Source organism: Marinobacter sp. bablab_jr008 (assembly GCF_016464145.1).
Classification (GTDB): Bacteria; Pseudomonadota; Gammaproteobacteria; order Pseudomonadales; family Oleiphilaceae; genus Marinobacter; species Marinobacter nauticus.
Genome location: NZ_JACDWW010000059.1, coordinates 334,272 through 360,808, shown reverse-complemented (window position 1 = coordinate 360,808; position 26,537 = coordinate 334,272). Strand labels below are relative to the sequence as shown.

General features: G+C 56.2%; 32 protein-coding genes. 24 read left to right on the top strand and 8 right to left on the bottom strand.

Going from position 1 to position 26,537, the window contains the following annotated elements; genetic code table 11:
* Positions 1-97: 97 nt before the first annotated feature.
* On the top strand, positions 98-730 hold the full coding sequence (locus JIF53_RS19640) for a DUF1294 domain-containing protein (RefSeq protein ID WP_022992831.1): 633 nt from the start codon (positions 98-100) through the stop codon (positions 728-730).
* A complete protein-coding gene (locus JIF53_RS10315; protein WP_022992830.1) occupies positions 730-1,068 on the top strand; it encodes a thioredoxin family protein in 339 nt (112 codons plus the stop codon). Before JIF53_RS19640 ends, JIF53_RS10315 begins: the two co-directional genes overlap by 1 nt.
* Positions 1,069-1,116: 48 nt before the next feature.
* On the opposite strand, the gene JIF53_RS10310 is transcribed toward JIF53_RS10315, so the two are convergent.
* Positions 1,117-1,728 carry a DUF938 domain-containing protein gene (locus JIF53_RS10310; protein ID WP_199452413.1) on the bottom strand — a complete coding sequence of 204 codons (612 nt, stop codon included), beginning with the start codon at positions 1,726-1,728 and terminating at the stop codon, positions 1,117-1,119.
* 143 nt (positions 1,729-1,871) lie between these two features.
* Here JIF53_RS10310 and JIF53_RS10305 point away from each other — a divergent pair, with 143 nt between their 5' ends.
* Complete coding sequence (locus tag JIF53_RS10305) at positions 1,872-3,227, top strand: hypothetical protein (protein WP_199452412.1); 1,356 nt, start codon at positions 1,872-1,874, stop codon at positions 3,225-3,227.
* A 16-nt stretch (positions 3,228-3,243) separates the two neighbouring features.
* A complete protein-coding gene (locus JIF53_RS10300; RefSeq protein ID WP_199452411.1) occupies positions 3,244-3,636 on the top strand; it encodes a hypothetical protein in 393 nt (130 codons plus the stop codon).
* Positions 3,637-3,709: 73 nt separating this feature from the next.
* Here JIF53_RS10300 and JIF53_RS10295 read toward each other — a convergent pair whose 3' ends face one another.
* On the bottom strand, positions 3,710-3,988 hold the full coding sequence (locus JIF53_RS10295; protein ID WP_022992826.1) for a YebG family protein: 279 nt from the start codon (positions 3,986-3,988) through the stop codon (positions 3,710-3,712).
* 181 nt (positions 3,989-4,169) lie between these two features.
* On the opposite strand from JIF53_RS10295, the gene JIF53_RS10290 reads away from it, so the two are divergent.
* From JIF53_RS10290 to JIF53_RS10265, 6 genes are all read left to right on the top strand, one after another.
* The gene (locus JIF53_RS10290) at positions 4,170-5,045 is read left to right on the top strand and encodes a metal-dependent hydrolase (protein ID WP_199452410.1); all 876 of its coding nucleotides are present in this window, start codon (positions 4,170-4,172) and stop codon (positions 5,043-5,045) included.
* A 62-nt stretch (positions 5,046-5,107) separates the two neighbouring features.
* Positions 5,108-6,865 carry a DEAD/DEAH box helicase gene (locus tag JIF53_RS10285; protein ID WP_199452409.1) on the top strand — a complete coding sequence of 586 codons (1,758 nt, stop codon included), beginning with the start codon at positions 5,108-5,110 and terminating at the stop codon, positions 6,863-6,865.
* Positions 6,866-6,971: 106 nt separating this feature from the next.
* Entirely contained in the window at positions 6,972-7,910 is a 939-nt protein-coding gene (locus tag JIF53_RS10280) for a DUF4124 domain-containing protein (RefSeq protein WP_023008501.1), read from the top strand.
* 22 nt (positions 7,911-7,932) lie between these two features.
* A complete protein-coding gene (locus JIF53_RS10275) occupies positions 7,933-8,361 on the top strand; it encodes a hypothetical protein (RefSeq protein WP_023008500.1) in 429 nt (142 codons plus the stop codon).
* Positions 8,362-8,477: 116 nt separating this feature from the next.
* On the top strand, positions 8,478-9,389 hold the full coding sequence (locus JIF53_RS10270) for a bifunctional transcriptional activator/DNA repair enzyme AdaA (RefSeq protein ID WP_199452408.1): 912 nt from the start codon (positions 8,478-8,480) through the stop codon (positions 9,387-9,389).
* Positions 9,390-9,486: 97 nt separating this feature from the next.
* Positions 9,487-9,648 (top strand): hypothetical protein, encoded by a 162-nt coding sequence (locus JIF53_RS10265; RefSeq protein WP_023008498.1) that lies wholly within the window; start codon positions 9,487-9,489, stop codon positions 9,646-9,648.
* A 100-nt stretch (positions 9,649-9,748) separates the two neighbouring features.
* On the opposite strand, the gene JIF53_RS10260 is transcribed toward JIF53_RS10265, so the two are convergent.
* A complete protein-coding gene (locus tag JIF53_RS10260; protein WP_011786397.1) occupies positions 9,749-9,955 on the bottom strand; it encodes a cold-shock protein in 207 nt (68 codons plus the stop codon).
* A 359-nt stretch (positions 9,956-10,314) separates the two neighbouring features.
* On the opposite strand from JIF53_RS10260, the gene JIF53_RS10255 reads away from it, so the two are divergent.
* Positions 10,315-11,475, top strand: coding sequence for an AI-2E family transporter (locus JIF53_RS10255; protein ID WP_023011206.1), 1,161 nt, complete (start codon positions 10,315-10,317; stop codon positions 11,473-11,475).
* Between the two features lie 19 nt (positions 11,476-11,494).
* Here the strand turns inward: JIF53_RS10255 and JIF53_RS10250 are convergent, their stop codons facing one another.
* Together JIF53_RS10250 and JIF53_RS10245 are read right to left on the bottom strand one after the other, a co-directional pair.
* Entirely contained in the window at positions 11,495-11,947 is a 453-nt protein-coding gene (locus tag JIF53_RS10250; protein WP_011786395.1) for an MgtC/SapB family protein, read from the bottom strand.
* Positions 11,948-12,021: 74 nt separating this feature from the next.
* On the bottom strand, positions 12,022-12,477 hold the full coding sequence (locus tag JIF53_RS10245; protein WP_286715653.1) for a pyridoxamine 5'-phosphate oxidase family protein: 456 nt from the start codon (positions 12,475-12,477) through the stop codon (positions 12,022-12,024).
* 248 nt (positions 12,478-12,725) lie between these two features.
* Between JIF53_RS10245 and JIF53_RS10240 the strand changes: the two genes are divergently transcribed.
* The 4 genes from JIF53_RS10240 to JIF53_RS10225 all read left to right on the top strand — a co-directional run bounded on the left by JIF53_RS10240 (position 12,726) and on the right by JIF53_RS10225 (position 15,962).
* Positions 12,726-14,147 (top strand): PLP-dependent aminotransferase family protein, encoded by a 1,422-nt coding sequence (locus tag JIF53_RS10240; RefSeq protein ID WP_031211335.1) that lies wholly within the window; start codon positions 12,726-12,728, stop codon positions 14,145-14,147.
* A 57-nt stretch (positions 14,148-14,204) separates the two neighbouring features.
* Positions 14,205-14,660, top strand: coding sequence for a DUF4112 domain-containing protein (locus JIF53_RS10235; protein WP_199452407.1), 456 nt, complete (start codon positions 14,205-14,207; stop codon positions 14,658-14,660).
* Positions 14,661-14,686: 26 nt separating this feature from the next.
* Entirely contained in the window at positions 14,687-15,424 is a 738-nt protein-coding gene (locus JIF53_RS10230; RefSeq protein WP_023009196.1) for a ZIP family metal transporter, read from the top strand.
* Positions 15,425-15,506: 82 nt separating this feature from the next.
* Positions 15,507-15,962, top strand: coding sequence for a GatB/YqeY domain-containing protein (locus JIF53_RS10225; protein ID WP_011786390.1), 456 nt, complete (start codon positions 15,507-15,509; stop codon positions 15,960-15,962).
* Positions 15,963-15,986: 24 nt separating this feature from the next.
* Here the strand turns inward: JIF53_RS10225 and JIF53_RS10220 are convergent, their stop codons facing one another.
* Complete coding sequence (locus tag JIF53_RS10220; RefSeq protein WP_114435461.1) at positions 15,987-16,655, bottom strand: glutathione S-transferase family protein; 669 nt, start codon at positions 16,653-16,655, stop codon at positions 15,987-15,989.
* A 159-nt stretch (positions 16,656-16,814) separates the two neighbouring features.
* Between JIF53_RS10220 and JIF53_RS10215 the strand changes: the two genes are divergently transcribed.
* The 4 genes from JIF53_RS10215 (at position 16,815) to JIF53_RS10200 (ending at position 18,913) form a co-directional block, all read left to right on the top strand.
* The gene (locus JIF53_RS10215; RefSeq protein WP_199452406.1) at positions 16,815-17,396 is read left to right on the top strand and encodes a DJ-1/PfpI family protein; all 582 of its coding nucleotides are present in this window, start codon (positions 16,815-16,817) and stop codon (positions 17,394-17,396) included.
* A 54-nt stretch (positions 17,397-17,450) separates the two neighbouring features.
* Positions 17,451-17,783, top strand: coding sequence for a ribbon-helix-helix domain-containing protein (locus JIF53_RS10210; protein WP_199452405.1), 333 nt, complete (start codon positions 17,451-17,453; stop codon positions 17,781-17,783).
* Between the two features lie 68 nt (positions 17,784-17,851).
* On the top strand, positions 17,852-18,490 hold the full coding sequence (locus JIF53_RS10205; RefSeq protein ID WP_199452404.1) for an SDR family oxidoreductase: 639 nt from the start codon (positions 17,852-17,854) through the stop codon (positions 18,488-18,490).
* Between the two features lie 36 nt (positions 18,491-18,526).
* Positions 18,527-18,913: a DUF2750 domain-containing protein gene (locus JIF53_RS10200; protein WP_041654930.1), complete on the top strand. Its 387-nt coding sequence runs from the start codon at positions 18,527-18,529 to the stop codon at positions 18,911-18,913.
* 6 nt (positions 18,914-18,919) lie between these two features.
* On the opposite strand, the gene eutC is transcribed toward JIF53_RS10200, so the two are convergent.
* Together eutC and JIF53_RS10190 are read right to left on the bottom strand one after the other, a co-directional pair.
* The gene (gene eutC / locus JIF53_RS10195; protein WP_199452403.1) at positions 18,920-19,744 is read right to left on the bottom strand and encodes an ethanolamine ammonia-lyase subunit EutC; all 825 of its coding nucleotides are present in this window, start codon (positions 19,742-19,744) and stop codon (positions 18,920-18,922) included.
* 2 nt (positions 19,745-19,746) lie between these two features.
* Positions 19,747-21,150: an ethanolamine ammonia-lyase subunit EutB gene (locus tag JIF53_RS10190; RefSeq protein ID WP_199452402.1), complete on the bottom strand. Its 1,404-nt coding sequence runs from the start codon at positions 21,148-21,150 to the stop codon at positions 19,747-19,749.
* Between the two features lie 194 nt (positions 21,151-21,344).
* Between JIF53_RS10190 and JIF53_RS10185 the strand changes: the two genes are divergently transcribed.
* The 5 genes from JIF53_RS10185 (at position 21,345) to JIF53_RS10165 (ending at position 26,512) form a co-directional block, all read left to right on the top strand.
* Positions 21,345-22,661 carry a methyl-accepting chemotaxis protein gene (locus JIF53_RS10185; protein ID WP_199452401.1) on the top strand — a complete coding sequence of 439 codons (1,317 nt, stop codon included), beginning with the start codon at positions 21,345-21,347 and terminating at the stop codon, positions 22,659-22,661.
* 77 nt (positions 22,662-22,738) lie between these two features.
* On the top strand, positions 22,739-24,199 hold the full coding sequence (locus tag JIF53_RS10180; RefSeq protein ID WP_228285520.1) for a diguanylate cyclase: 1,461 nt from the start codon (positions 22,739-22,741) through the stop codon (positions 24,197-24,199).
* Between the two features lie 149 nt (positions 24,200-24,348).
* A complete protein-coding gene (locus JIF53_RS10175) occupies positions 24,349-24,678 on the top strand; it encodes a DUF883 family protein (protein ID WP_011786381.1) in 330 nt (109 codons plus the stop codon).
* On the top strand, positions 24,678-25,187 hold the full coding sequence (locus JIF53_RS10170; RefSeq protein ID WP_199452400.1) for a hypothetical protein: 510 nt from the start codon (positions 24,678-24,680) through the stop codon (positions 25,185-25,187). Before JIF53_RS10175 ends, JIF53_RS10170 begins: the two co-directional genes overlap by 1 nt.
* Positions 25,188-25,204: 17 nt before the next feature.
* Positions 25,205-26,512 (top strand): MFS transporter, encoded by a 1,308-nt coding sequence (locus tag JIF53_RS10165; RefSeq protein ID WP_183576677.1) that lies wholly within the window; start codon positions 25,205-25,207, stop codon positions 26,510-26,512.
* Positions 26,513-26,537: the final 25 nt, after the last annotated feature.

Below are 26,537 nucleotides of genomic sequence, written 5' to 3'. Positions count from 1 at the left end.
GAGAATACCCAGGCGACGGCCGGGCGCAATCTTTTAGCACGCTTGCGGAAACAGTGATATAGGGAAAATCGGAAAAGACTAATCAAGGAAGCACCACGTGAATCAAAAAGGCTTACTCACCTCATGGAACGACGCCAAGGGTTTCGGTTTTATCACGCCAGAGAAAGGTGGCGAGCGTCTGTTTGCCCACATCAGCGCCTATCAGGGCCGGGGCAGGCCCTCGGCCAGCCGCAAGGTGGTCTACGCACAGACAAAAGATGAGAAGGGGCGGCTGAGGGCGTCCAGTTTCCAGTACGCTGGCGTGGCGAGACACAGCGTAGCGGTCGCCACGGGCGTTTGGTTTGCTCTGTTGATTGCCGCTGCAGTCGCAGGGGCGGTTTCTGTGTTGTACGTTCAGGGTTATGTGCCAGTGCTGTTGCCGGCGGCCTATGGCGTAATGAGTGTAGTGACCTTCTTGATGTATGCCGTCGACAAGGGGGCAGCTGAGAGCGGCAAGAGGCGTGTCCCTGAGGGGCGGTTGCATCTGTTTGAACTCCTGTGCGGTTGGCCGGGGGCACTGGTGGGCCAGCAATTCTTTCGTCATAAAACCCGAAAGACCTCGTACCAGGTGTCTTTCTGGTTCAATGTCGTCCTCAATCTCGCAGTGCTTTGCTGGTTGTTACTGTGGCCGGGCGCCGAGTTCGTCAGGCAGGCCCTGGAGATCAGGCCGGTTATGCTTCTAAGGTTTTGATGATGCAAAACGTCTGCTCGGACGACGAGCTCTCAACATTGCTGCAGTCCAACCCTGCGGTGCTGCTGCTATATGGCGGGGCAAGTTGTGGCGTCTGCCAGGCTATCAAGCCCCAACTGGAGCGCCTTTCCAGTGAACAATTCCCGAAGCTGGTTACTGCCTACATTGATTGCCAGGCATCAGCCGGTGCGCTGTGTGCGGCTCAGGGTATTTTCTCGCTGCCGGTGGTGCAGTTATGGTTTGAGGGGCAGCGATTTGCGGAATTCGCCAGGGTGTTTTCAATCGGCGAGGTGCGGGTAGCTCTTGAACGGCCATATGGGCTTTTGATCGAGTGCTGAGCCCTCTCTGTACTCGTGGCAGGACCCAAATCTCGCTGTGCGGATTGGCTACGGCTCGCAGATGCCCCTAACAAACACCAGCAGTTCATTATTGGCGGGCATTGCAAAATCGTCCCGGAGTTGCAGGCCAACGGCCTCGGCCAGCTCAGACAGGGCTTCAATATCTCGGATGCCCATGTGGGGTGCTTGGGATTTCAGCGACTGATCAAACGCCTTGTTGCTCTCGCTGGTGTACCCGCCCTTATGCTTGAACGGTCCGTACAGGCAGAACGCACCGTCTTTTTGAAGGCAGGCGCCGACACCTTGAAACATCTTTTCAACTTCCTCCCAGGCCATGATGTGAGCTGTGTTTGCTGAGAATGCCCATCGACAGGCGGACACAGGCCATGGCATTTGGTTTACGTCCAGCTCAAGGATTGGGAGGACGTTGGGCAAGGCGGCCTGTTGCAGTCGGGCAACGGCCAGGTGCGCCGCTCTGGGGTGGTCGGTGGGCTGCCATTTCAGGTGTGGCAGAGCCGCAGCGAAGTGCTCGGCGTGCTGGCCGGTGCCGGTTCCTATTTCCAGGACGGTACCTGGTGCCATAAAGACGTCACGCAGTTTTTCCAGAATGGGGGCTTTGTTGTTTTCGCAGGCCTGGGAGTAAGGCAAGGGGGTGTTCATTTGAGCTCTCCTTCTTCAGGGTGGCACACAGCATGTTGCGTGGTCGGCGATGACTGGTTTTACCAAAGCGTGGCATTCAAGGGTAAACTGCGGGACGTTTTATGTCTGACGAATCTCTGAAAATAAACCATAGGAAATCCAACATGCTAAAAGTGCGAACGCTGTCGCCGGTGCGATCGCCCATTAGTGCAGACAGCGAGCGTCGCGCTGCGGATACCCTGAAACAGATGGCGGAGGCTGGCTCCAGTGCCGGCGGATTGGTCAATCTGTTAGCTGAAACCGACACCCTCAGTAGCTTTGAATGGCCGTGGGCCAATGGCTACGGGACGCTTGAGCACGATAACCTGCCAGCGTTCTTCCAACCCTTCGCATGTTACTCGGTTGCGATGGGTGACGTGTCTTTGCCTTCTGATATCAGCCAACTATTGGTCAACAACGGAGGTGCGATCGAGTGCTGTCGTTTGTACCTTTACGATGACACAGTCGCCTTGCTCCAGCTGGATGTGGCCTTTGAAACCAGCGAATCTGGCCTTGGTGATCTGCTCCGAGGGCATAGCCTGGACGGCGCGCTTTCCAATCTGGCCAAACGGGTCTATGAGCACGCGGTATACCCGGCGTTTCACCAGTACGCACTCGGATTCCGCAAGAGCAGGCGATACAAAGCCTCCGGCGCGGTCTCGTACCTTCGAGATCCGAAGAAGCTTACGGTGTTTCGGGATGTTTCGTTCGATTCGCCGGAAGCGCCAGACACCTATGTGCTGTGGACAGGGCGATACGTGGTGACGCCTCCGAGCACCCTGAACGGTCCGCTTGGAGACAGTCTGCGACTTTGGGCGTCGTATACCGGATCAACGGAGGCTTTGTTGGAGGCCAGACAGTTTGTGGGCTCGGGCAACATCCTGGCGGTTGCGGACGATGCCGAGGCTCAGGCGGACAACTGGCTGCGCGGCCTGTCCGTCTGCCAGCTTTACAATGCCGTGTTGTCGATATACGGCGGTATCCTGAAGTCCAGTTATTCGGAGCTTAACGACTTTGCGGGCTCGCGACACCGCAGTAAAGATTTGCATCGGCTGATGGCCGACATTACGAAGACCTTGGACCATCTGGAATTCACTCGCCTTGAATTCAATGAGGCCATCATCGGGGTTCAGGCTGAGCGAGCCAAGGTGGTCAGAGCTGCGTATGCGGCCTGGAATCTCGGCGAGCTGATTGAGGGTTCCCTGGAGCGCACGAGCTTGATTCGCTCCAAGATCTCCCGCCTGCTGGAGGCACGAAAAAGCCAGCTTGATCGTTCGGTTGAATTGATTCTTGTCGGTATCGGTGGCGTTGCCGTTATTGATCTGTTTATTTCGTTGACGACTGCTTCCCGGAGCCTGGACCGTGATGATATTCCCGGAGTGCTGGATGTGTTTGAGTGGCTCCAGCCGGATGGTTCCATTGCGCTGTCGACGACCATTCTTGTGCTGATCTCGTTCTACATCTATCTCGCCAAGCGTTGATGAAAAGGAGTTTGCCATGTCGGGCAGTGAAAGAATTCGTTTTCTTGTAATTCTGTCAGCAGAACCGGGACAGATCCCTCGGGCGAGTGAGCAGATCGCTCGGCAGCTTTCCCGGAAGTTTGGGGGGGCGACGGTGATGGGGGGGCTGGATAGTTCCTGGCTCGCCGGTTACTGGGCTGAAGATGGCCATGCCTTCAAAGGCGAATACGATGGCGAGGTTCACAAGGAGTCCGTGTTCGCCGTCATGCTGATGGTGCTACCGGAAGACGAGGCCCGGGCCTTTGCTGAAATCCGGAATGCCGTGAGGCAAGCGGTGTCCGATTTTGGCCTGAACAGCCGCCACATTCATGTGGAGGTGAGTTCCGTGCGATCACGGCACTTCGATATTCAGGATCATGAGCCTGACTAAGTGTCTTCGAGCATGATCGCCCATGGCCACCTTCACGGCCAGGGCGTTCAACATCTCTGACCAAGGGCGGGGGTTACTCGGCCTCGACGGTTTCGTTCAGCAGTTCCGGCTTTTTCAGTGCCTTGGTGAACAATTCTTTTTCTTCCGCAATGGCCAGGGCGCACTGTTCTGCCAGCTCTTCAGACAGGCCGCCGACCTTACGTTGCAGGAAGGTGGTAATCTCTTCGGACAGTTCAAGAACCTTGTCCCGGGCATCGGCTTCTGCTTTGGACGAAAACAACATTTTGTCCGGGTTTTTCAGTGCCATGTCCAGTCCGTCCCTCTCGGAATAGTAGAGTGCTTTTACGCCCATGGTATGCCATCGCCTCCGGGGTAATGATGGTTGGTAAGACCGTTAATGAAATCACAGCTTATCACGAATAGTGTATATTTATACAGTATTTTGCTGCGTCATCCTGTCCTCTTTTGCTGTTCCAGCGCCGGACCTGGCCCCCGTATGATGGATTGTCAGACATCAGCTCCGGAGTCCTGAAATGAACGCCAGAACAACCATAGCCGGTACTCAACCCACGCCGCCTCCCAAGACCAAGGCGCCCCTTCCCGAAGTCCGTCAGCCGGATTTTGATCTGGCGGAAGATGTGCCCAAGTACTGGTGGGATAGCGATCCGGCCAAAACGCTGTTGCTGGCGGCCTTGTCGGCGAGTTTTCCGCCCGGTGAGCGGTTTTTTATCGACTCCGTGCGCCATTATCAGAAAGAGATTACAGACCCGGAACTGAAGGCGGCAGTGCGAGCGTTCATCGGCCAGGAGGCGCACCACTCAAAAGAGCACGAGGCCCTGAACGGATACATGCAGGCGCGCGGCATCAACCTCAAACGCCTTGAGCGCGAGGTGATGTGGCTGATGAATGTGCTGCGCAAGCGGCTGAGCCCGGAGCGCCAATTGGCCCATACGGTGGCGGTGGAGCATTTCACGGCACTGATGGCAGAGGAATTCCTCCTGAAATATGACGCTCTGGAAGAGATGGACCCGCGTATGGCCCCCATCTGGGCCTGGCACGCGATTGAGGAATCCGAGCATAAAGCCGTGGCGTTCGACGTGTATAAGACCATCGGAGGCAGCGAGTTTGTCCGGTTGACCGAGATGATGGTGGTGAGCGTGCTGTTTCCAGTCTCCAGCGGTATTCATCTGATTCAACTGATGAAAGAGGACGGCCAGTTGTTCAATCTGAAATCCTGGGCGAACGGTCTCAATTACATGTGGGGCAAGCCAGGTGTATTCCGCAAACTCCTGCCCTCTTACTTCAAGTACTACAGCCCCGGCTTTCATCCATGGAATCACGATGCCCGTGATCTGGTGGAGAAAGCCAAACGGAAGTGGCTCGCTCCGGTGATGAAAAAGGCCGCGTGACGCCTAACACATTTGCTACCATGTCGGACTTTTCACTGGGTTGAGGATCTAAGTCCGGCAAGATGAATGCGCCTTTCACGCTGCGGCCTTACCAACAGGAAGCGGTCGACGCCACGCTGAACCACTTCCGTAAATCGGATGAATCTGCGGTCATTGTGCTGCCGACCGGTGCCGGTAAGAGCCTGGTGATTGCCGAGCTGGCTCGCCTTGCGCGCCGAAAGATCCTGGTGCTGACTCATGTGAAGGAACTGGTGGAGCAGAATCACGCCAAGTATCAGAGTTATGGTTTGTCGGGGGGAATCTTTGCGGCCGGGCTAAAGCGCAAGGAGAACCACCATCAGGTGACCTTTGCCAGCGTGCAGTCGGTGGCGGCGAATCTGGACCAGTTCCGGGATGAATACTCGCTGGTTATTATCGATGAGTGCCACCGGGTGAGTGGCGAGGAAACCAGCCAGTACCAGCGGATCATTGAGCTTTTACGGCAGCAGAATGACTCCCTGAAGGTGCTTGGGCTCACCGCCACTCCCTACCGCCTGGCCATGGGATGGATCTATCGTTACCACTACCGGGGTTTTGTTCGTGGTTCTGATGACGAACAGGACAAGCCTTTCCGGCACTGCATCTACGAATTGCCCCTGAGCTACATGATCAACCGTGGTTACCTCACCCGGCCTGAATTGGTTAACGCCGCCGTGGCCCAATACGATTTCTCCACGCTGACGCAGGACCGTTTTGGCGAATACGCCGAGAAAGACGTCAACCAATTGTTGAGCAAACATCAGCGGGTGACACGTGCCATCATCGAACAGGTGATGGAGATGGCGGCCGAGCGCCAGGGGGTGATGATTTTCGCGGCGACAGTGCAGCACGCGCAGGAAATTGCCGGGTACTTGCCCGAGCAGGAAACCGCCCTGGTGACCGGCGCGACTGATCTGCGAGATCGCGACCAGCTGATCCAGCGCTTCAAACAACGGCAGTTGAAGTACCTGGTGAATGTGTCTGTGCTGACGACCGGGTTTGATGCCCCCCATGTGGACCTGATCGCCATCTTGCGGCCTACTCAGTCTGTAAGCCTGTATCAGCAGATTGTCGGCCGAGGCTTGCGGTTGGATGAGGGGAAACGGGATTGCCTGGTGATTGATTACGCTGGCAATCATGTCAATCTGCATCATCCGGAAGTTGGGGAGCCGAAGCCCAACCCCGACAGTGAACCGGTGCAGGTGTTCTGCCCGGGCTGCGGTTTTGCCAACATCTTCTGGGGCAAAACCGACAGCGACGGGCGTGTCGTTGAGCATTATGGCCGCCGGTGCCAGGGCCTGCTGGAGCCTGCTGACGATGACCGAGGGCGGCCACAGCAATGTGACTACCGGTTCCGCTTCAAGGAGTGCCCACATTGTGGCGCTGAGAACGACATCGCTGCCCGCAACTGCGGGCACTGCCACCAGGCCATTATCGACCCGGATGATCAACTGCGGGATGCCCTGAAGCTTAAGGATGCCATGGTCATCCGTTGCGCCGGGGTTTCGCTTGCCGTAGAAGGCCAAAAACTTCGGATCACTTACCACGGAGAAGACGGGGAGGAACTCCGGGAGTCGTTTGATTTCAGCAAGCCCGCCCAGCGAGCCGTGTTCAACAAGCTGTTTGGACGACGATTTGCCAATGGTCAGGCTCCGAAAGTCTTTGCCCGGGCAAATGAGGTGCTGGAGATGCAGGTACTGTTACCCGCGCCGGATTTCGTGATTGCTCGCAAGCAGAAGCGCTACTGGCAGGTGCAGGAGCGGGTTTTTGATTATCAGGGGCAGTATCGTAAGGCGTATTGACTGGCTAAACGATGCTCGGGTGGCGCATTGGATGCCATCTGGTCTATCGCCCTGTATGATTCGGACATAATCTCTCGTCAGCTTTCAAGCGGTGTTTACTCGGATCATGTCGGTAACCCTTCGAACCACAGTGCTCGTGCTGCTCCTGCTTGTAGCGGGGTTAGGGCATGCCAAGATCTACAAATGGGTAGATGAGCACGGCAAGGTGCACTTCAGCGACCGCCAGGACCATAGCGTTAAGCAGGAAGTGGTTAACGTGAAGCCCAGGGCCTCGAAGTGGTCGCGTTTTGATATCCGCATTGAAACGGTCGATCTGGAGCTGACTGCCGAGGAAAACCAGCAGATTGTCGATGGCGTGAACCATGTTTACGAGTTTTTCGACCGCGTGCTGTCTTTCGATATGTACCGGACGGTGCCGGTTAATATTCTGATTTTCAAGGATATGGTCAGTTACCGGAACTACCTGATTCAACGGGACAGGGGCTGGGCGGTTGCATCCTACGGTTTGTACATGCCATCTGAGCATCAGATCGTGGTTTATATTCAGGAGGACAGGGAACGCACCTTCAGAACCATCAAGCATGAGGTCAGTCATGCGGTTGTCGATACCATCGTCCCCTATGCTCCCGCCTGGTTGAACGAGGGGCTTGCCGAGCAGATGGAGATGCTGGAACGGGATGATTCCGGCTTGTATTTCGAGAGCCACCCGGAAAACCGATGGATTGTCGCTAAAGCCCGTGAGCAGGGGCGGTTAACCGGCATCGACCAATTCCTGAAACTGCCCAGCAATAAGTGGCGACACTCCGATATGTCTGGTAGCGGCAGCGTGCGTGCCCAGGCTGGCCAGTTTGTCTATTTCCTGCTTGCCAAGCCCACGCGCCGCAGTTTTCTGGTGCGGCTGATGCATAACTTCAACCGAGGTGACCGCACACTCTCGTATTACCTGGTAGACGACAACTACATCGGCGGGGTCAACATGCTGGGCCTGGACTGGCGACGCTGGCTGCATGCCCAGGGTGAGGGCTCGGTGCGGTTTGCGTTCTGACACTTTAGGCGGGGGCGTTGTTGTGAAGGTTTTCAAATCATTGGTGATTGCCGGAGTACTTGCGCTGTCGGGTTGCACCAACGTGATCGGGGACGTGCCCCGTTCCATTCATCTATCCTCGTCTGCCGGGCAGGAAGCAGGGGAGCTGTTGTCGGTTGCCCGCGATTTCTTCACCGGCTCGGGGTATCAGTGTCATGCCGATCAGCCTGCGGACAGCCTGCGTTGCAGCCGACCACTCCGGGACCTGTACATTCATCAAACCACGGCAGTGGTCCGCATTTATTCAGACGATGACGCCACCCCTGAGGTGACACTGGTGGCAACGCGCTGGGATGAGGGGCTGATTCCCAGCGAGTTTATCTCGGACGAATTCCACAACCCGGATGTCGAGGCGTTTTGTGAGTACGTGAAGGCGCAGGCTTTGGGAGTGTGTCAAACCGTCTCGAGCTAGGGCCTGCCATTGTCAGGGGGGCAGAACCGAAAACCAATGGCGGCAACAATCGGATGGAAACCATTGTCGAAGTCGGTTTTACTCATCGCTACGACCATGATTAAAAGGGTGATGAGATGTCCCGCTCCCCGGAACAGGATAGCGATTGGACGACAGGCGTCGGCGACTCTGCGGCAGGGGAGAGTGCACGGGTAGCCAGGCTGGTCAGGGTGGCACAGCACATCGAGATGCACGCCGATGAAGCACTCACGCTCTCGAGCCTGGCGAAGGTGGCCGCTCTGTCACCGTCCCGTTTACAGAAACAGTTCAAGGCGGCGTTTGGTGTCTCTCCAAAAGCCTATCAGGATGCCGTCCGTATGCGGCGCTTCAAGCAATCCCTGAAAGACGGGCGTAAAGTGACGGACGCGATATTCGCCTCCGGGTTTGGTTCGGTAAGTCGTGTCTACGGTGAAGCGAACCGTAGCATCGGTATGCCGCCCAGGACCTATCGGGCCGGTGGTGCGGGTGAAGTCATCGTCTATGCCGGCCGAACCACCGCACTGGGGCTGATGATGATGGCGGCCACGGATAGGGGTGTTTGCTTTGTGGAATTCGGTGACGATGAAGCGTCGCTGGTGGGCCGATTGAGGTCGGAATTTCCTAAGGCTGAGCTGACCGCCTCACCAGCCCGGAACGCCCCGGAACTTGATGCCTGGATGGAAGCCCTGGATCAGCATATCAGTGCGGGAGCCCCACGGCCGGATTTGCCGTTGGATATGCGAGGCACCGCGTTTCAGGTAAAAGTCTGGCAGTTTCTGTTGAGTATCCGCGAGGGCGATGTCCTGAGCTACAGCGAGGTGGCCGCGAAGATCGACAAGCCCAGGGCGGTGCGGGCCGTGGCGTCAGCTTGTGGCAAGAACCGGATTGGTGTGTTGATTCCCTGCCATCGTGTATTGCGGGGCGATGGCGGGCTTGGCGGTTATCGCTGGGGATTGGAGCGAAAGCGGGCGTTGTTGGAGGCAGAGCGGAGAAGTGTGACGAGGGAATAAACGATCCCAAAATGCTCCGACAGCAATTTTTTCCTGTTTCAGTTATACTGGAGCACTTATATTGGCGAATAAGCCAATAGCGAACCGGGGAAATATCATGAGCAAGAAAGTCGTAAAAGCTGTTTTAACGTCTGCTGAGATTGAAGAGCAGACAGCTGCCTTTTTAAAGTCCGGTGGGCGTGTTGAATATGTGGTTAAAGGTAAAAGCGCACAATTAACTGCTGCCGGCCCTAAACAGATTAATCTGAAGAGTAATTAAGAGTTTTCGATAGCGGGATGGGCTGGGGAACATAAATCTGGCCGGATCTGAGCAATAAAAAAGGCAGCCGAGGCTGCCTTTTTTACGTATTGGCCGTTAGTTACAGGCCAATAACGTTCTCAGCTTGCGGGCCTTTCTGGCCTTCAGTCACGGTGAATTCCACTTCCTGGCCTTCGGCCAGAGTTTTGAATCCGCCACCCTGAATCGAGCTGTAATGAACGAAAACGTCTGCGCCGTTTTCACGAGTAATAAAGCCAAAACCTTTTGCTTCATTGAAGAACTTAACGTTGCCTTTGATAGTAGACATAATCATTATCCTGATTTTAATCAATTGGTTGCCGTCAGCAGGTCGTTGTGACCTCTAATCAGCGATAGGCGGGAAACAAAAAACGCGCAGGATCAAAAACAGGACAGTAGGTTTGACAACACAAAAGGTCTTATTCGTGAAATGCTTTGCTAAATCTTTCCAACGAAATAGACAGTACGCTAAATAACAGGCGTTGCATAGAAAAGTTTTCAGAAACGGGAAAATACCTATTTCTGGAATTATTTCTCGAGTTTGCCATCGATCTTAAACCTTGCCATAAAATATCGTAACCATTAGTTGCCATCTTGGGGGCTACACTCTACTCAATCATGGATCTGATATGAGGCATAGCTGCGGTTATGAGTCACAACGAGGAAAGCCCGGGTGTCGGGTCGGGTTCTGGCGAACAGGACTCAACAACGGCCCTGATTGAAGCCATCAATATCCGCAGCATGTCGTTGATTGTGCTGACCAGCATCGCCTCCCTGTATTTTATCGACTGGGCCCAGCCTGTTCTGCTGCCGCTTGTGGTCGCAGTTCTGATCAGTTACGCCCTGGATCCGTTGGTGGCGACACTGGATCGGATTCACATACCCCGTCCATTGGGTGCAGCTCTGGTTCTTTGCGCACTGATAGCGATTCTGGCGGCGGCAAGTGTGCCACTCAAGCAGGAAGCCATGGCCATGCTGGACAAGATTCCCCAGGCCATCAAGGAGCTTCAGCGTGAAGATGCGTCTGCGTCCGAGGATGAAGAAAGCATCATGGAAAAAGCCCAGATTGCCGCCAAGCAGATTGAGGAAACCGCCGAGAAAAGCCAGGAGGAACCGGCTGTTCAGGCCGGCGTGACACCCGTACGGGTGGTGGATGAGCCGATGGACGTTCGTGACTATGTCATCCGCAATTCGCCGGCCACAATAGTTCTTATTTCCCAGATGTTTTCTGTGCTTCTACTGGTGTTTTTCCTGCTTTCCGTCGGCAAGCTATACCGGCGTAAGATCGTTAGAATATCCGGCCCGTCGTTCCGGCGTATGCGCAAGGCGGCACGAATTATGAACGAGCTGCATCACCAGGTACGCCGGTTCCTTTTTGTCATGGTCATCAGTGCGCTTTTTGTCGGCATTCTCACCTGGCTGGCATTCCTGCTATTAGGAGTTGAGCAAGCGGCTTTGTGGGGCGTGGTGGCTGGTATTGCCAGTGGTGTGCCGTATCTGGGGCCTTTCCTGGTTCTGGTCGGCTCTGGGGTGGCCGCATTTCTGCAGTTCGGCGAGCTCAATACTGCCGTGATTGTTGCGCTTACATCGCTGGTCATCACCAGTATTCAGGGGAATCTGCTGATGCCGTGGCTGACGAGTTACGTCTCCAGTTTGAATGCCGTCGCCATTTTTATCGGGTTGTTGTTCTGGGGTTGGTTGTGGGGGCCAGTGGGCTTGATTGTGGCTACGCCCATTCTCATGATCGCAAAATCCGTGTGCGATTATGTGGTGAACTTTCGTCCGGTAGGAGAGTTGTTGGGTAAATGATTCGGGTGTGACCACAGCTTCAATCCTTGATGACTTCTCGCTCGAATCGGCCAAGCACGACCACGATAATCAATGAAAGCACCGTCACCATGCTGGCAAGGGCCAGGGTGCCAAGGCCGCAGGCTACGCCAATGGCGCCGGATACCCAGATGGAGGCTCCCGTGGTAATGCCCTGAACATTGCCGCGGCTCTGGATGATACTGCCGGCGCCCAGAAAGCCAATGCCGCCAATCACGCCTTCGACAATGCGTGTGGGGTCAATTCGGGCGGAAGGGTCGCCTTCCGCCGTGGCGAGCAAAATGTGCATGCCCATCATGATGAATGCGGATGCCCCCACGGAGACGAGCATGTGCGATCGCAGTCCCGCTGGCTTCCCTCGTAGTTCACGTTCAAGCCCAAGCACCAGTGCCAGGCCAGCCGCCATAAGCAGTCGAATGACCATGTCCATTAAGGGGATTTCGCTTTCCAGCACAGATCGTCTCCTGGTCTTTCAGTTTTGTTTGTATCTGCTCACGCAGATTAGCAGGTAAGGCCGGGATCGTCCTTTTATGAGGTTACTGCCGGCACGGTTCCGTGCCATATTGGCAATTCCATATCCTCGGGATCTTCGTTGGGGCCACCGGTCCGGCTCTTGAATGAGCCTTCCTCAATCGGTATCCGGAACAGCGCGGTTGCCCGGCGCTCCTTCTGGTTCGGTGCCCGTACCTGCTCCCAACGTCCTGGCTCAATCTGGTTGATGATGGCCCGGAATGCGGCGTCGAATTCTGCAGAGTCTTCCACGAGCTGTGCGCAGCCGAACAACACCAGAGATTCGTAGTTGGCGCTGTGGTGGTACGCAGACTTGGTCAAAACCCATTCATTGGTGACGGCAAACGAGATGCAAAGGAGTTGGCCCGAGCCGAGGCGTTTTGACAACCGGCCTCCATTAAGAGTGTGAACGTACAGGTGGTCATCCATTCGCCAGGCGGTAATCGGGATGATGCGGGGCTCGCCGTCCTCCACAAAGCCCAGGTGCGCGGTTTTGAGTCGGTCAAATCAGCGTATAGGCAACCTGGCGGTTCACCGAGGCTCTTTTGGTGGCCCGCCTCACGGTGCTCCTTGGGCAGGACGTGAGAGGTGAGGCTTGTTGAGTATTTGGCTGATTCATTCGGTGGTCCTCAAGGCTGTGGATTGGACAGTTGCGTTCTATTTCACGTCACTTCTGATACCCTCAAAAGACCCAGATTGTGTTTTTTATAGGACCAGTGGTTGTGATTGATGATATTCGGTTTGATGCTGACCAATCTCTGCAGCTTCAGCTCTATCGACAGTTGGCTGATCGGATTCTGGCTCAACGCTATCCTCCGGGATACCGGTTGCCGTCCAGTCGCCAAATGGCGGAGGATCTTGGCGTCAGTCGGAACACAGTGAATGCGGTCTACGATCAGTTGAAAGCAGAAGGCTTCCTTCAGAGCCATGCAGGTAGGGGAGTATTCGTTCACGAGGATATCGGGTCGGCTATCGAACCGGCTGGGAAAAAATTGAAAATACCCTCTGGCGGGAGTTTCCGACTGCCTTCACTGCCAGACAGGGTGCGTGGGACTCCCCGCAGAGCGGAAGATGCCTGCTTGCCATTTCAGCCCGGCCTGCCGGATCTGGACGCCTTTCCCGTCAACGCCTGGAACCGCGTGCTGCACCATCAGGAAAGCCGGCGGGGGCTTCGCGGTTATGACAGCACTCAGGGCTACCTGCCGCTGCGGACGGCCATTGCGAACTACCTCCGAACGTCGCGTGGCGTGCGTTGCCATGCCGATCAGATTGTGATCACCAATGGTGCGCAGCAGGCCTTGTCGTTGCTGGCGGATGTGTTTCTGAGTCCCGGCGATCGTGTCCTATGCGAGAATCCGGGCTATCGAGGTGCCCGCAATGCGTTGGGGCGCCTTGGCAATCCGTTGGTGCCCATTCCCCTGAAAAATCAGGTTCTTGATGTGACCGCGTTGCCACATCTGGGCTCCGCCAGGTTGCTGTTCTGCACCCCCACCCATCAATATCCCATGGGGGGGATTCTGGACCTCTCCCAACGGATGGCCCTGGTGCAGTGGGCTCGGCAGAACGATTGCTGGATAGTGGAAGACGACTATGACAGCGAATTTCATTTCTTCAACAAGCCGTTTGCGGCGGTGCAGGGTATGTTCGACAATGCGCCGGTACTGTACGTGGGAAGTTTCAGCAAAACGCTGCTGCCGGCATTAAGAGTGGGATATGTCGTTCTTCCGGAGGAAGTAGTGGAGCCGGTGCTCTGGGCCAAACAGGTCGGTGGTGGCGAAACGCCCTTGCTGATTCAGGCCACTATTGCCGAGTTTATGGAGAGTGGCCAGTTCGTTCGACACGTTCGCCGGATGCGTCAGTTGTATCGGGACAAGTGGCAGTACTTCCAGGACGCGGTGCAGAGGAAACTCGGGGATCTGGTGCACCCTGTGGCCGAGAGTGCGGGTATGCATCTGGTGCTTGAAGGCCGGTTTGATGACTCAGCCTTGAGTGGATGGCTGAGGAAACAAGGCTTTGGCAGCACGCCCTTGAGTGCGCACTACATCGGAGATACCGCATCATCCGGTCTGGTCATGGGGTTTGCCAGTGCCAGTGAGCGGGAAATGGAGGATTGCGTCAGCATCCTCAGAAGCGCGTTAACCTGAATGTAACCGCAGCTTGTAATTGACTCAAAATCCGTCGGAATAGCAAAGGGAAGCAGCATGACAACACCATCCGAGGCGAGACAGCGCGCCATTCTGAATCGTCTTGACCGGTTCAGTCGCCTCATGGACAGCAACATCGGCCTTCCATTTACCAGGTTCCGGATTGGCATAGAGGCCATCATCGGGCTGTTACCGGTGGTTGGTGATATGGCTGGCCTGATCCTGTCGGGCTATGTGCTGGTAGAAGCGCAACGGGCGGGCGCCAGCAAGGCTGTGAAGTTAAGAATGCTCAGAAATATGGTCATCGATTTCCTGGGTGGCCTGTTGCCGGTGGTGGGAGATGCCTTTGATGCCGTGTATAAGGCGAATACTCGCAATACCAGACTGCTGAGAAACTATCTTGAGAAGCAATTGGCGATTGAACCACCGCCACCGCCGTTCCCCTGGGGAACGCTGATTGGCTTGTCGATCCTGTTTGCGGTGATAACCGGTGGTTTGTCACTCATTCTTTGAACACCCGAACTGACTATGGATAGAGCATGATGCTGGACGCACTTCAGGCCAATGGCCTTATGCAGATACTACTACTGACATTGATGGCCGGTCTTGCAATGCCTGTGGGCGCAGCACTGGCATCGGTGGAGCGTATTCACCCGCGCTGGCTGGAAACCGAGGTGCGGCACAGTGTGATCGCGTTTGGCGGTGGCGCGCTGCTGGCGGCTGTTGCGCTGGTACTGGTGCCAGAAGGGACGGCTAACTTGTCCATGGTGGGCATCGTTGTCTGTTTTGCCGGAGGCGGTATCAGCTTTATGCTTCTGGATCGATGGCTGGCTGCCAACGGCACACCGGCGAGCCAGTTGGTGGCCATGCTTTCGGATTTTGTGCCGGAAGCCATGGCCCTCGGCGCCACTTTCTCGGTGTCCAGTGAGGGCGGAATTCTGCTGGCCGGCATCATTGCGTTGCAGAATATTCCCGAGGGCTTTAACTCCTATCGGGAACTGGTGGACGCGACCCATTATCGAGGATTGAAGATTGTGGGTGCCCTGGCGCTGATGGCGTTGCTTGGGCCGGTGGCCGGTGCCCTTGGTTACTTTCTGCTGTCGGATGCCCCGAGTGTGGTATCCGGCATCATGCTGTTTGCGGCAGGGGGTATTCTCTACATCATTTTCCAGGACATAGCGCCTCAGGTACGCCTGAAAAAACACTGGGCGCCACCATTGGGGGCGCTTGCGGGCTTCCTGCTTGGGGTGATGGGAGAGGTGGCGTTATCCGGATAGGGGACGTTCCGGCGTAGTTTGGCTATCATTCTGTCCTTTATGCGTTGTTTACTTTTTATTTTCCCAGAACAGGAGATTAACCGTGGCGGATACATCACTTAAGGAAAAACTTTCCAGCGCAGTCAAGGACGCAATGCGGAGCAAGGACAAAGATCGCCTGGTGACGCTACGTATGGCTCAGGCTGCGGTGAAGCAGATTGAGGTCGACGAGCGCCGGGAACTCACTGATGACGATGTTCTGAAGGTGCTGGACAAGATGTTGAAACAGCGCCGGGACGCCGCTGCACAATATGATGACGCAGGCCGGGGCGAACTGGCAGACAAAGAGCGCTCGGAGATGGTGATCATCGAGGAGTTTATGCCTGCCGCGCTGTCTGAGGACGATCTGGATGCGCTTATCCGCGAAACCATTAACGCGACGGGAGCCTCCGGTATGCAGGACATGGGAAACGTGATGAATGAACTCAAGCCTCAGGTGCTCGGCCGGGTGGATATGGGGCATCTGAGCAAGAAAGTTCGAGCTGCGCTGGCGGGCTAAGCCAGCGCTGGGACCGCGGCCTGGTCAGGCGAAGTCGTAGTCTCCACCTTTCTCCAGTGCTCTCTGGTACGCGGGGCGCGCATGCACCCGCGCTACCCATGCCTTGATGTTTGGCCTGTCGTTACCAACGATGCCCCTGGCGACGGACGCCTCCAGAGGAAAGCTCATCTGGATATCCGCCGCACTCAGCTGTTCCCCAAGAAACCAGGTGTTTTTGGCCAGTTGTGACTCCACGAAGTCCAGGTGGGTCTTGATCATCGGGCCGATAAAAATCTGGTTGGTTTTGTCCGAAATTCCTTTGGCGATCGGCTTGATAAAGAACGGCATTGGGCTGGTCTTCACCTTTTCAAACACCAGGCGCATGACCAGCGGTGGCATCAGTGAGCCCTCGGCATAGTGCATCCAGTAGGTGTAATCCAGCCACTGTTGGCCTCCGGCTTCGGGCAGCATGGTGTCTTTACCATAGGTGTGCGCCAGATATTCGATGATGGCACCGGATTCGGCAACCACCAGATTTCCGTCGGTGATGACCGGCGACTTTCCGAGCGGGTGCACCTTCTTGAGACTGGCTGGAGCCAGCATGGTTTCAGGGTCGCGCTCATAGCGCTGGATCTCGTAGGGTACGCCCAGTTCTTCCAGCATCCAGAGAATGCGTTGTGAACGTGAATTATTGAGGTGGTGAACTGTGATCATTCGGAAGCTCCGTTCCCGTTTTATAAGTGGTCAGGGTAGTACAGTAGGCTGAAAAAGGCTGATTGGTTCACTCGAAATGTAGTATTCCGCTGTTACCTATCCCTGTTGAAAGTGGCGCATGATGGATATGCATTGTTGATCAAACAGGGAGGAATGAACATGTCGAATAAAAAACTGTTGCTGCTGGCCGGCGATTTCACCGAAGACTACGAGACCATGGTGCCGTTCCAGGCACTGACCATGCTGGGCTACGAAGTACACGCGGTTTGCCCGGACAAGAAATCCGGCGACAGCGTGAAAACCGCCATCCACGATTTCGAAGGTGACCAGACATACACCGAAAAGCCGGGCCACAACTTCGCGCTCAATTACGATTTCGATAAGGTTCAGGTTGATGACTATGCGGGGCTGGTGATTCCCGGTGGTCGAGGCCCGGAGTACCTGCGCCTGAATGAGCGGGTGATTGAGATCGTGCAGGCGTTCAACAACGCGGGCAAACCCATTGCGTCGGTTTGTCATGGCGCCCAGATTCTGGCCGCCGCTGGAGTGCTGGAGGGGCGCGAGTGCAGCGCCTATCCGGCCTGCGGGCCGGACGTAAAGATGGCCGGTGGTCGCTACATGGACATTCCGGTCGATCAGGCACACGTTCAGGGCAACCTGGTGACGGCTCCGGCCTGGCCTGCCCATCCGGCATGGCTGTCAGCGTTTGCTAAACTGCTTGGTGCTCAGATCTCGATCTAGTCTTAACCCGGCAGCCTCCGCGGGAGGCTGCCGTTATCACAGGAGACGGACTCCATGTGTGAACTCTATGTGAAAGCCGACCCGATCCTGTTTGAAAGTCGGTCCCGTTCTCTCCGTATCCGGGGGGTGGTCACAACGCTTCGGCTTGAGAACCAGTTCTGGGATATTCTCCGGGAGATTGCCGAAGTGGACGGCATGACCACCAATCAGCTCATCACCAAACTCCACGAAGAGGTGATGGAACTGAGAGGTGAAGTAGAGAACTTCGCCTCCTTTCTCCGTGTAAGCTGCACACGCTATCTGGCGCAGCGCGAAGCCCGTCCCGTTCCCCTGATAACGGCTCATTCATCGGGTAAGGCCCAGTCCCGGGTCGTGTCGGTCCCTTGAATTATCCGCCGTCCGGGCGCAGCTAGTAGGGTAGGTTCATTTCACACAACTGGCAGGGGAGGCACCCCATGCATGTATTCATTGCCGGAGCCAACGGGCAGATCGGGCGTTTTCTATTACAGGAAATCGCGGATAGCAGGCATGAGGCACGAGCACTGGTTCGCCACGCAGACCAGGGGCCGGAGTTGCAGCAGCTTGGTGCCACGGAAACGGTGATTGGCGACCTGGAGCAGGATTGCAGCGAAGCGATGCGGGGCTGTGACGCCGTTATCTTTACTGCCGGGTCCGGCCCCCATACTGGTCCGGACAAGACGGTAGATGTGGATCAGGATGGCGCGATTCGACTCGTGGATACCGCCAAGGCCATGGGCATCAAACGTTTCATCATGGTCAGCAGTATGCGAGCTGAAGAGCCCGAAAAAGGCCCTGAAAAGCTTCAGCATTACCTGCGTGCCAAGCGTAATGCCGATGAACACCTGAAAAACAGTGGTCTGAATTACACCATTGTGCGCCCTGGCCGACTTACCAATGACGATGGCAACGGTAAGGTGTCGGTCAGCGAGCGACTGGACGCGTTCGGAGAGATTCCTCGCCAGGACGTTGCCCGGGTTCTGTCGGCTGTGCTGGATTCTGACAATACCGGCAATTGCGTTTTTGATGTAGTGTCTGGAGATGTGCCGGTGCGTGATGCGCTGGCGAACCTGTAAGCCGCATCCGCCGGCATGATCAACAAGAGAGCCGCAATGAGCGATAACCCGTTAGCCTCGATTCTGGAAATGGATGGCGAAGAACGCTACGACTATTTTCTGGATGCTGTGGTGGAAGAGCGCGAGCTCTGGATACTGGTCAATGGCGATAACCAGTTTCTCAAAATTGTCTCGGAGGAAGATGGCGTCGGGTATCTCCCGGTGTGGCCCGCTGAGGACTTTGCAGCAGATTATGCAGGGCCTTCGGGTGACCTGAGCCCCAAAGCGATTTCATTGCCGGACTTCTTCAAAAAGTGGGTGCCCGGGTTAAGCCGTGACGGGCTTGAGGTGGGTGTTTTTCCGGGCGCCGACAGTGAGCTATGGATAACGCAGCCGGAAGAGCTGAAGCAGGATCTTCAGGACGTGTTGTCGGGATCTTTCTGATCCCGGCTACACCAGAAAATTCCCCCTCTCTGATACGGTCAGTTCCACTTCTTCGCTTCGATCCTTCAGGGCGACCCCTGAGGTGCCCAGTCGCCTGGCTTCCTTAAGAAGGTAGATCACTTTCTCGCTCGCCTGTTCCACCCCCAGTCCGGCAGGGCGGATGTTGGATACGCAGTTGCGGCGGGCGTCTGGCAGCCCCGGCTCGGGATGATGAGTAAGGTAGACGCCGAGGCTGTCGGGTGAGCTGAGCCCCGGTCGCTCGCCGATCAGTACCACCACTTGTTGTGTCCCGAGCACCTGGCCTATGTGGTCGCCAATCGCTACGCGCCCCTGTTCTACCAGCAGGGGTGCTGCAACCCGCCACTCAGGGCCGTCATGGGCCAGTTTCCGGAGGAAGCTGCGCATGAACGCCGGGGCGTTTTGCTGCACGGCTCTGGCTGACAGTCCGTCGGCGATCACGATGGCCAGATCAGGGGGCTCAGCAGAGCCTGTTTTCGACGATTGTAGACGGCTGCTGGATGATTCGCTCAGAACACGCCCCAGATCCGGCCTTTGCAGGTAGCAGGCCCGGTCTGGTGCCTGGCTCTGAAGTTGAATCGGTGGGCCCAGGGCCGACATCTCGGGTATCTGCTGGAATTCGACGATCAACTGCTCAATATCCAGTGGATGGTGCACGGCATCCCTGGCGCGGGCATGGGCCAGCTGAAACTCAAGAAGCTCTGCTGTGGGGAGGCTGACGCCCGCCCTGCCAAGGCCGATGCGGGCTGGGGTGTACTGGCGCAGACCTCGCCAGGGGTTGTGAACGACGGTCGGGAACTTTGAGTTGGTCATGGTTATGCTCTCCTTCGCGGGCCGGAGAGGCTGTGGCGGAAGGCCGCTGGTATGTCGTTATTCAGCGCCACCCGATCCGAATCCTCGAAAATCTGCATGGCACGCAACCATTGCTCGAACTCCGGTGCCGGTTTCAGGTTGAGCACACGGCGGGCGTAAAGGGCGTCGTGGAATGACGTGGTCTGGTAATTGAGCATGATGTCATCTGACCCTGGAATGCCCATGATGAATGTGCACCCGGCGACTCCGAGCAGCGTCAGCAGGTTATCCATATCATTCTGGTCGGCTTCGGCGTGGTTGGTGTAGCAGATGTCGCAACCCATCGGCAGCCCGAGCAGCTTTCCGCAGAAATGATCCTCCAGGCCTGCCCGGGTGATCTGCTTGCCATCGTAGAGATACTCCGGACCGATAAAGCCGACCACCGTATTCACCAGCAGCGGGTCAAAATGGCGGGCGACCGCGTAGGCCCTGGCCTCGCAGGTTTGCTGGTCAAGGCCGTGGTGAGCATTGGCGGAGAGGGCGCTACCCTGACCGGTTTCAAAGTACATTACGTTTTGGCCGACGGACCCGCGTTTCAGGCTCAGAGCGGCTTCCTGGGCCTCTTTCAGGGTGGCGAGGTTGAATCCGAAACTCTGGTTGGTGGCTTCGGTGCCGCCTATAGACTGGAAAACCAGATCTACGGGCGCTCCCTGCTCGATGGCTTCGAGGGTGTTGGTCACGTGCGTAAGCACACAAGACTGAGTTGGAATGTTGTAGCGCTGGATTACCTCGTCGACCATGGTCAGTAGCCGCTTGGTTTGAGCCACGTTATCGGTCGCTGGATTAATGCCGATGACGGCGTCGCCATTGCCATAAAGCAGGCCATCAAGAATGCTGGCGGCGATGCCTGCCATGTCATCTGTAGGGTGGTTCGGTTGCAGCCGGGTGGAAAGGCGCCCCGGCAACCCGACGGTGTTTCGGAACGCTGTGGTTATCTGGCATTTCTGGGCAACCAGGATCAGATCCTGGTTGCGCATGAGCTTGCTGACCGCAGCCACCATTTCCGGCGTCAGACCGGGGCGTAGTCGTGCCAGCATCTCCGGCGAGGCGTTATCGCTCAGAAGCCAGTTCCGGAAATCGCCGACCGTCAGGTGAGAAACGGGGGCGAAGGCGGTGGCGTCATGAGAGTCCATGATCAGGCGGGTTACCTCATCCGTTTCATAGGGAATCAGGGCGTCGGTCAGAAACGTCTTGAGTGGCAGGTCGGCCAGACACATTTGTGCCAGTACCCGCTCTTCGGCCGACGCTGCGCCAACGCCGGCGAGATGATCGCCTGAGCGCTCTGGTGTTGCCTTTGCCATCACGCTCCCCAGGTCCCCGAAATCCATGGTCTGAAATCCCATACGGTACGTATACTGGCCACTCATGGTCTTCTCCTTTGGTCCTGGGGTGACTCCGGCGCGCCCACGATCAGATTCCTTTAACTACACTGTAGTTTCTGGAAGCAAATGCTGTCACAAGGGCGTGAAGCCTTAAGTTTAGATCGGTTGAGCCGTTAGTTGAAAAGTGAAAATACTGTCAGTCTGGCTGATGGTTTGGGGCGACTAGGAGCACTGGACAAATGTTCGGCAAAAAACTGCAACAAGAAAACGAGAACCTCAAGGAAGAGCTGTACATGTTGCAGCAACTCGTTGAATACGTCGCGGAGGAGATGATGGCCCTGGAGTTGGACTCCGGTGGCCAGATCAAGTCCGTCAATTCGCGTTTCCAAAGCGAGTTTGGTGCCGGCAGTGATTCGGTGATTGGCCGGCACCCCAGAGATCTGGTGCCCGAATACCTGAGATCTACCCAGCATTTCCGGTTGATGACGGAGGCGGTCAGCAAAGGACGTGTATGGGTAGGCGCCTGGCAGGTGCAGAATGGCGCAGGCACTCATCTTTGGTTCCGGGCCATGGTATGTCCGATCAAACGGCGGGACGGTGAGCTGGACCACATCACGATCTTCGCCAACAACCTTACCCGGACCATTGAGACCTCTTGTGAGCACGAAAACCTGATTCGGGCGATGCAGCGTTCGACAGCGGTGATCGAGTTTGACCTCCATGGCCATGTGCTGACCGCCAACCACCTGTTTCTGGATGCGATGGGCTATCGGCTCGACGAAATCAAGGGAAAACACCACCGCATCTTTTGTCCTCCGGAAGTATATAACTCCCCAAACTACGAGCAGTTCTGGCAGCGACTGCGCAACGGTGATTTTGTCGCTGAACGCTTCAAGCGGGTTGACAAGGCGGGCCGTGAAGTCTGGCTTGAAGCTTCCTATAACCCGTTGATGAATGCCCGTGATGAGCTCTACAAAGTTGTGAAATTTGCAACGGTGATCACCGAGCAGGTCCTTCAGGAACGGGAAGTCTCCAACGCTGCAGGTGTCGCCTATGACACCTCTAAAGCGACGGATGCCAGCGCCAAGCGAGGCAAGGAAGTCATGGAGAATACGGTCACGGTGATGCAGCAGCTGGCGGACGAAATGAGTCGGGCGGTTGAACGTATTGGCGAACTTGATCAGCAATCCCAGACCATCAATGCACTGATCCAGAGTATTAGCGGAATCGCGGAGCAGACCAATCTGCTTGCGCTCAACGCTGCCATTGAGGCGGCCCGGGCGGGCGATCAGGGACGGGGTTTTGCGGTGGTGGCCGATGAGGTAAGAAAGCTGGCATCCCGGACGTCGGAAGCGACCGAAGAGATCACCTCGGTTGTCAGTCGTAACCAGGAGCTGACTTCCAGAGCGGTGGGTGTGATCGAATCCGGAAAATCCAGGGCGGAAGAGGTGCGGTCGCTCGTTGGCGAGGCCGGGGATGTGATCAATGAGATTCAGGAGGCCGCCCGTGAGGTTGTTGATGCTGTCTCTCAATTTGCCAACCGGTTGGGCAACTGACTCGGCCTAAGGTTCTACTGCCCTGAATTGCGACAGGTGCTAGACTTGGAATCTCTGCAGGTGTAAGGAAACCCTCAATGGTGCTTGGCCGTTTGCTGTTTCTGCACCTTCCCAAGGCTTATCACGTTCGTTCAATCGATAATGTTGAAGAGCGCTCCTCACGCGTCGTCAATCGGCTTTCCGTTAACCTCAATGAGGCTGACGCCCACCCTGCCATGTATTGGGGAACACTGGTGTACCCGTTCGAACTGCAAGCCGGGAAAACGACGGTTGTGTATGTGCGCAGTCACGCATACTCACACCAGTGGTTCTCGTTGAAGGTATACGATGACGAGAATTCCCGGCGGGCGCTGGCCGGGGGGCACCTCGATATTGCCCTTATGGTGGGGATGATGCTGGCGCTGGTCTTCTATAACGGCCTTTTGTATTTCGCCACCAGCAAGAAGGAAAACATTTACTACTCACTCTATCTGATTTCAGGCCTGGTCTGGATCGCGCTGTCTTACGGTTTGGTGGCGAAGGCGTTCAACGCTTACGGCGACGCAGTGTTTGTCCTGAATCTCTCGTTGATAACCATGCCGATTTTCCTGCTGTTGTTCATGATGGCCATTTTCGAAACACATGAGTATTTCCGAACCGAACATCGCGTGCTTCAAGGTATGCTGGCATTGCTGGTGGTGACGTTTGTTTACGGCCTGTTTGATATCGCGACGGCCCTGAAGCCTGCCAGCAGTCTTGCCGCCCTGATGATGGTAGTGACCTTCTCCGTGAGCATTTCGCTGTTCAGGAAGGGGCACCCTCTGGTCAAATTCTTCCTTGTTGGTCACACCTTTTTTGTGGTGTTCAACGGGTTTGCCGTTCTGTACTACAAAGGTCTGGTTCAACCGAACTATATCAATAGTCATGGAGTCGGTATTGGTATAGTTCTGGAAGCGCTCACCCTGGCTTTCATTATTTCTTACAGGATCAAGGTGTTGGAGGATATCCGGTCAAAGCAGGATGAGCTGAAACGCCAGGCCTCGACGGACCCTCTGACACGGCTCTTCAATCGCCGGTATTTCATGGCAGAGGGAGAGTACGTGCTGGAACAGGCCCGGACCTCGGGTGAGCCGTTGTCGGTTATTGCCATTGATATCGATCATTTCAAAGCGGTCAATGACACCCATGGCCACAATGTGGGCGACCTGGTTCTGGTAGAAGTTGCCTCCGTATTTCGTCAGTTCAGCCGGGACAGGGATCTGGTCGCGCGCTTCGGTGGCGAGGAATTCGTCATTCTCCTGCCGGGTGCGGATCTGGCAGAGGCGTTTGGCTGTGCTGAACGTATCAGGAACGCTGTCGAAGCCATGATCATTGATGGAGGCGATGGGTTGGTGGTTCAAGTCACAGTAAGTGTCGGTGTGGCTGAGGTAAACCCCCTTCTGGAATCTGTGGAGGGGGCGGTCAAACGGGCCGACCGTTCACTGTATGAGGCCAAGGCCGGGGGCCGCAACCGGGTTTGTGGCTATGATGGTCCGGCAGGCAAGGCCCTACCCACCTGAGGGTGGAGATCCTCCAATGGCGTCCCGCACATTAAGAAGCGCTAATCACGTTGTTTGAACCCTGTGCTAGAGTTGGAGTGACCGTGGTTGCTTTTGGATACACGCAGCCATAGCCGAAATAGCAGTAATCATACTGATAAGGAGGCAAGATGATGGAAGCGAAATCCGGTCAACAAAATGAGTACGAACAGGTACGTGAGGATCTGCGCCGTCTTCAGGAAGATATGGCCAAGCTGACCAGAAGCGTCGCTGAAGGCCAGAAGAACAACATCAGTCATCTCCGAGACGAGATACGCCGCGAAAGCCGGGAAGCGTTTGACCAGGTAAAGCGGCGGGGCGATGAAGCCCTTGATCGCGCAAAGGATGTCAGCGGCAAAGCGGTGGAAAACGTGGAACACAAAATTGAGGAGCGTCCATTCCTCAGTATTGTTCTTATGTTTCTGGCCGGGTTGTTGGTGGGTCGCTTGTTGGATCGCTGATGATGCCTGACTCGGCCTGGTTGCAGGGCGCGCTGCGCAAGGTAGTCGCGGCAGTTCTGGGTTTACTGCTGGCGCTGGTTTTGCTGGTGGCCCTGCTCATTACCGGTTTTTACATGCTCGTCAACGCCGCCACGCTGGCCCTGGCTCCTGTGCTGGGTGAAGCCGGTGCTATGGCCGTGACGGGCTTTTTCTGCATTTTCCTGTTAGTGCTTTTTTTCTATCGTATGACACGGCCGGCCAGGTCTCACGGACAGGCCGATTCCGGCGAAAGTTCAGGCATGTCATCGCCGGTAGAATCTTTAAGGAACCTGATTCGAAAGAACCCTCTGGAATCGGCGTCTATTGCTTTTGTGCTGGGCATCGCCGAACAGGGAGATCCCCGGTTGAAGTCTCTGTTGCTTCAGGGCGGTATGGTTTTGATGAAGGAAGCCGAAGCTGAACGTGCTTCCAAGCCTGAGCATATGCCTGGCTCACAACCTTCCGATAGCCCGTCGGAAACAACGCAGTAACAGACCAAGAGCAAGACATGCCACCATCACCATTACAGTCCAGCCTACCTGGTGCGCCTGAGAATAAACGCGCACTCTGGTCTTGGGCGCTCTACGACTGGGCAAACAGTGCCTTCTTTACGATCATTCTTACGTTTGTCTTCGCCCAGTACTTCAGCGTCTCGGTGATTCAGGATGAAGTGGCGGGCACGCGGGCATGGGGCAACATCGTTGGTATAGCTGGGGTGGTGATTGCCATACTTGCTCCAATTCTCGGTGCTATTGCCGATCAGTCAGGCCGGCGCAAACCCTGGTTGATCAGTTTTACACTCCTGTGTGTGGTTTCGTCGGCCATGTTGTGGACGGTGACGCCGGATCAGAGTCAGTTCTGGACGGCCGCTCTGTGGGTGGGGTTGGGTACACTCGGGGCTGAGTTCGCTTTCATCTTCTATAACTCGATGTTGCCGGATCTGGCTCGGCCGGAGCGTACCGGACGGTGGTCTGGCTGGGCCTGGGGACTGGGTTATGTGGGCGGTATCGCCAGTCTGGTGGTGGCGCTCTACGGCTTTATCGAAGCGGACGGCACGTTATTTAACCTTGATCGAGACGCCGCAGAGCACGTGCGGGCAACCTTTGTTCTGGTGGCCGTGTGGTATCTGGTATTTGCCTTGCCGGCGTTCTTTTTTATCCCGGATCGTCCGTCAACCGGTTTGAGTCTGGGGGCGGCGACGCGGGCCGGACTGGCCCAACTGAAACAATCCATTGCTCATGTACGGCAGTACCGGGACATCGTGCGGTTTCTGATTGCGAGGATGCTGTACACCGATGGCCTGGCGACGATTTTTACCTTCGGTGGCGTCTATGCTGCCGGCACGTTCAACATGAGTCCCACGGAAGTGCTGCAGTTCGCCATTGCCCTGAACGTCACTGCCGGGCTGGGGGCACTGGGCTTTGCCTGGATTGACGATGCCCTGGGTGGTCGCAATACCATCCTGCTGTCGCTGGTGGGCCTGGGCTGCAGTGCGTTCGCGATTCTGGTGGTGGATGGGGCCACCGCGTTCTGGATATGGGGCATGATTCTGGGCATTTTCGTGGGGCCGCTGCAATCGGCCAGTCGTTCTCATCTGGCCCGTGTGGCCCCGCCGCATCTGCAGACTCAGATGTTCGGCCTGTTCGCCTTTTCCGGGAAGGCAACCGCGTTTGCCGGCCCGTTGCTGGTGGGTTGGGTGACGTCGGTTACCGACAGCCAGCGTTGGGGCATGAGTACGATCTTGCTGTTCCTGCTGATCGGGTTTGTGCTGATGCTGAAAGTGCCTGCGACTGAGGCCCGAAAAGCGGAGGACTGACACGGTATCTGCCCCAGCTTCGGCT

Excerpts from the sequence above, each read along its gene's own strand:
- JIF53_RS10315 (WP_022992830.1), top strand. The coding sequence starts at position 730 with ATGATGCAAAACGTCTGCTCGGACGACGAGCTCTCAACATTGCTGCAG.
- JIF53_RS10310 (WP_199452413.1), bottom strand. The coding sequence starts at position 1,728 with ATGAACACCCCCTTGCCTTACTCCCAGGCCTGCGAAAACAACAAAGCC.
- JIF53_RS10305 (WP_199452412.1), top strand. The coding sequence starts at position 1,872 with ATGCTAAAAGTGCGAACGCTGTCGCCGGTGCGATCGCCCATTAGTGCA.
- JIF53_RS10300 (WP_199452411.1), top strand. The coding sequence starts at position 3,244 with ATGTCGGGCAGTGAAAGAATTCGTTTTCTTGTAATTCTGTCAGCAGAA.
- JIF53_RS10295 (WP_022992826.1), bottom strand. The coding sequence starts at position 3,988 with ATGGGCGTAAAAGCACTCTACTATTCCGAGAGGGACGGACTGGACATG.
- JIF53_RS10290 (WP_199452410.1), top strand. The coding sequence starts at position 4,170 with ATGAACGCCAGAACAACCATAGCCGGTACTCAACCCACGCCGCCTCCC.
- JIF53_RS10285 (WP_199452409.1), top strand. The coding sequence starts at position 5,108 with ATGAATGCGCCTTTCACGCTGCGGCCTTACCAACAGGAAGCGGTCGAC.
- JIF53_RS10280 (WP_023008501.1), top strand. The coding sequence starts at position 6,972 with ATGTCGGTAACCCTTCGAACCACAGTGCTCGTGCTGCTCCTGCTTGTA.
- JIF53_RS10270 (WP_199452408.1), top strand. The coding sequence starts at position 8,478 with ATGTCCCGCTCCCCGGAACAGGATAGCGATTGGACGACAGGCGTCGGC.
- JIF53_RS10265 (WP_023008498.1), top strand. The coding sequence starts at position 9,487 with ATGAGCAAGAAAGTCGTAAAAGCTGTTTTAACGTCTGCTGAGATTGAA.
- JIF53_RS10260 (WP_011786397.1), bottom strand. The coding sequence starts at position 9,955 with ATGTCTACTATCAAAGGCAACGTTAAGTTCTTCAATGAAGCAAAAGGT.
- JIF53_RS10255 (WP_023011206.1), top strand. The coding sequence starts at position 10,315 with ATGAGTCACAACGAGGAAAGCCCGGGTGTCGGGTCGGGTTCTGGCGAA.
- JIF53_RS10235 (WP_199452407.1), top strand. The coding sequence starts at position 14,205 with ATGACAACACCATCCGAGGCGAGACAGCGCGCCATTCTGAATCGTCTT.
- JIF53_RS10230 (WP_023009196.1), top strand. The coding sequence starts at position 14,687 with ATGATGCTGGACGCACTTCAGGCCAATGGCCTTATGCAGATACTACTA.
- JIF53_RS10220 (WP_114435461.1), bottom strand. The coding sequence starts at position 16,655 with ATGATCACAGTTCACCACCTCAATAATTCACGTTCACAACGCATTCTC.
- JIF53_RS10215 (WP_199452406.1), top strand. The coding sequence starts at position 16,815 with ATGTCGAATAAAAAACTGTTGCTGCTGGCCGGCGATTTCACCGAAGAC.
- JIF53_RS10210 (WP_199452405.1), top strand. The coding sequence starts at position 17,451 with ATGTGTGAACTCTATGTGAAAGCCGACCCGATCCTGTTTGAAAGTCGG.
- JIF53_RS10205 (WP_199452404.1), top strand. The coding sequence starts at position 17,852 with ATGCATGTATTCATTGCCGGAGCCAACGGGCAGATCGGGCGTTTTCTA.
- JIF53_RS10200 (WP_041654930.1), top strand. The coding sequence starts at position 18,527 with ATGAGCGATAACCCGTTAGCCTCGATTCTGGAAATGGATGGCGAAGAA.
- eutC (WP_199452403.1), bottom strand. The coding sequence starts at position 19,744 with ATGACCAACTCAAAGTTCCCGACCGTCGTTCACAACCCCTGGCGAGGT.
- JIF53_RS10190 (WP_199452402.1), bottom strand. The coding sequence starts at position 21,150 with ATGAGTGGCCAGTATACGTACCGTATGGGATTTCAGACCATGGATTTC.
- JIF53_RS10185 (WP_199452401.1), top strand. The coding sequence starts at position 21,345 with ATGTTCGGCAAAAAACTGCAACAAGAAAACGAGAACCTCAAGGAAGAG.
- JIF53_RS10180 (WP_228285520.1), top strand. The coding sequence starts at position 22,739 with ATGGTGCTTGGCCGTTTGCTGTTTCTGCACCTTCCCAAGGCTTATCAC.
- JIF53_RS10175 (WP_011786381.1), top strand. The coding sequence starts at position 24,349 with ATGATGGAAGCGAAATCCGGTCAACAAAATGAGTACGAACAGGTACGT.
- JIF53_RS10170 (WP_199452400.1), top strand. The coding sequence starts at position 24,678 with ATGATGCCTGACTCGGCCTGGTTGCAGGGCGCGCTGCGCAAGGTAGTC.
- JIF53_RS10165 (WP_183576677.1), top strand. The coding sequence starts at position 25,205 with ATGCCACCATCACCATTACAGTCCAGCCTACCTGGTGCGCCTGAGAAT.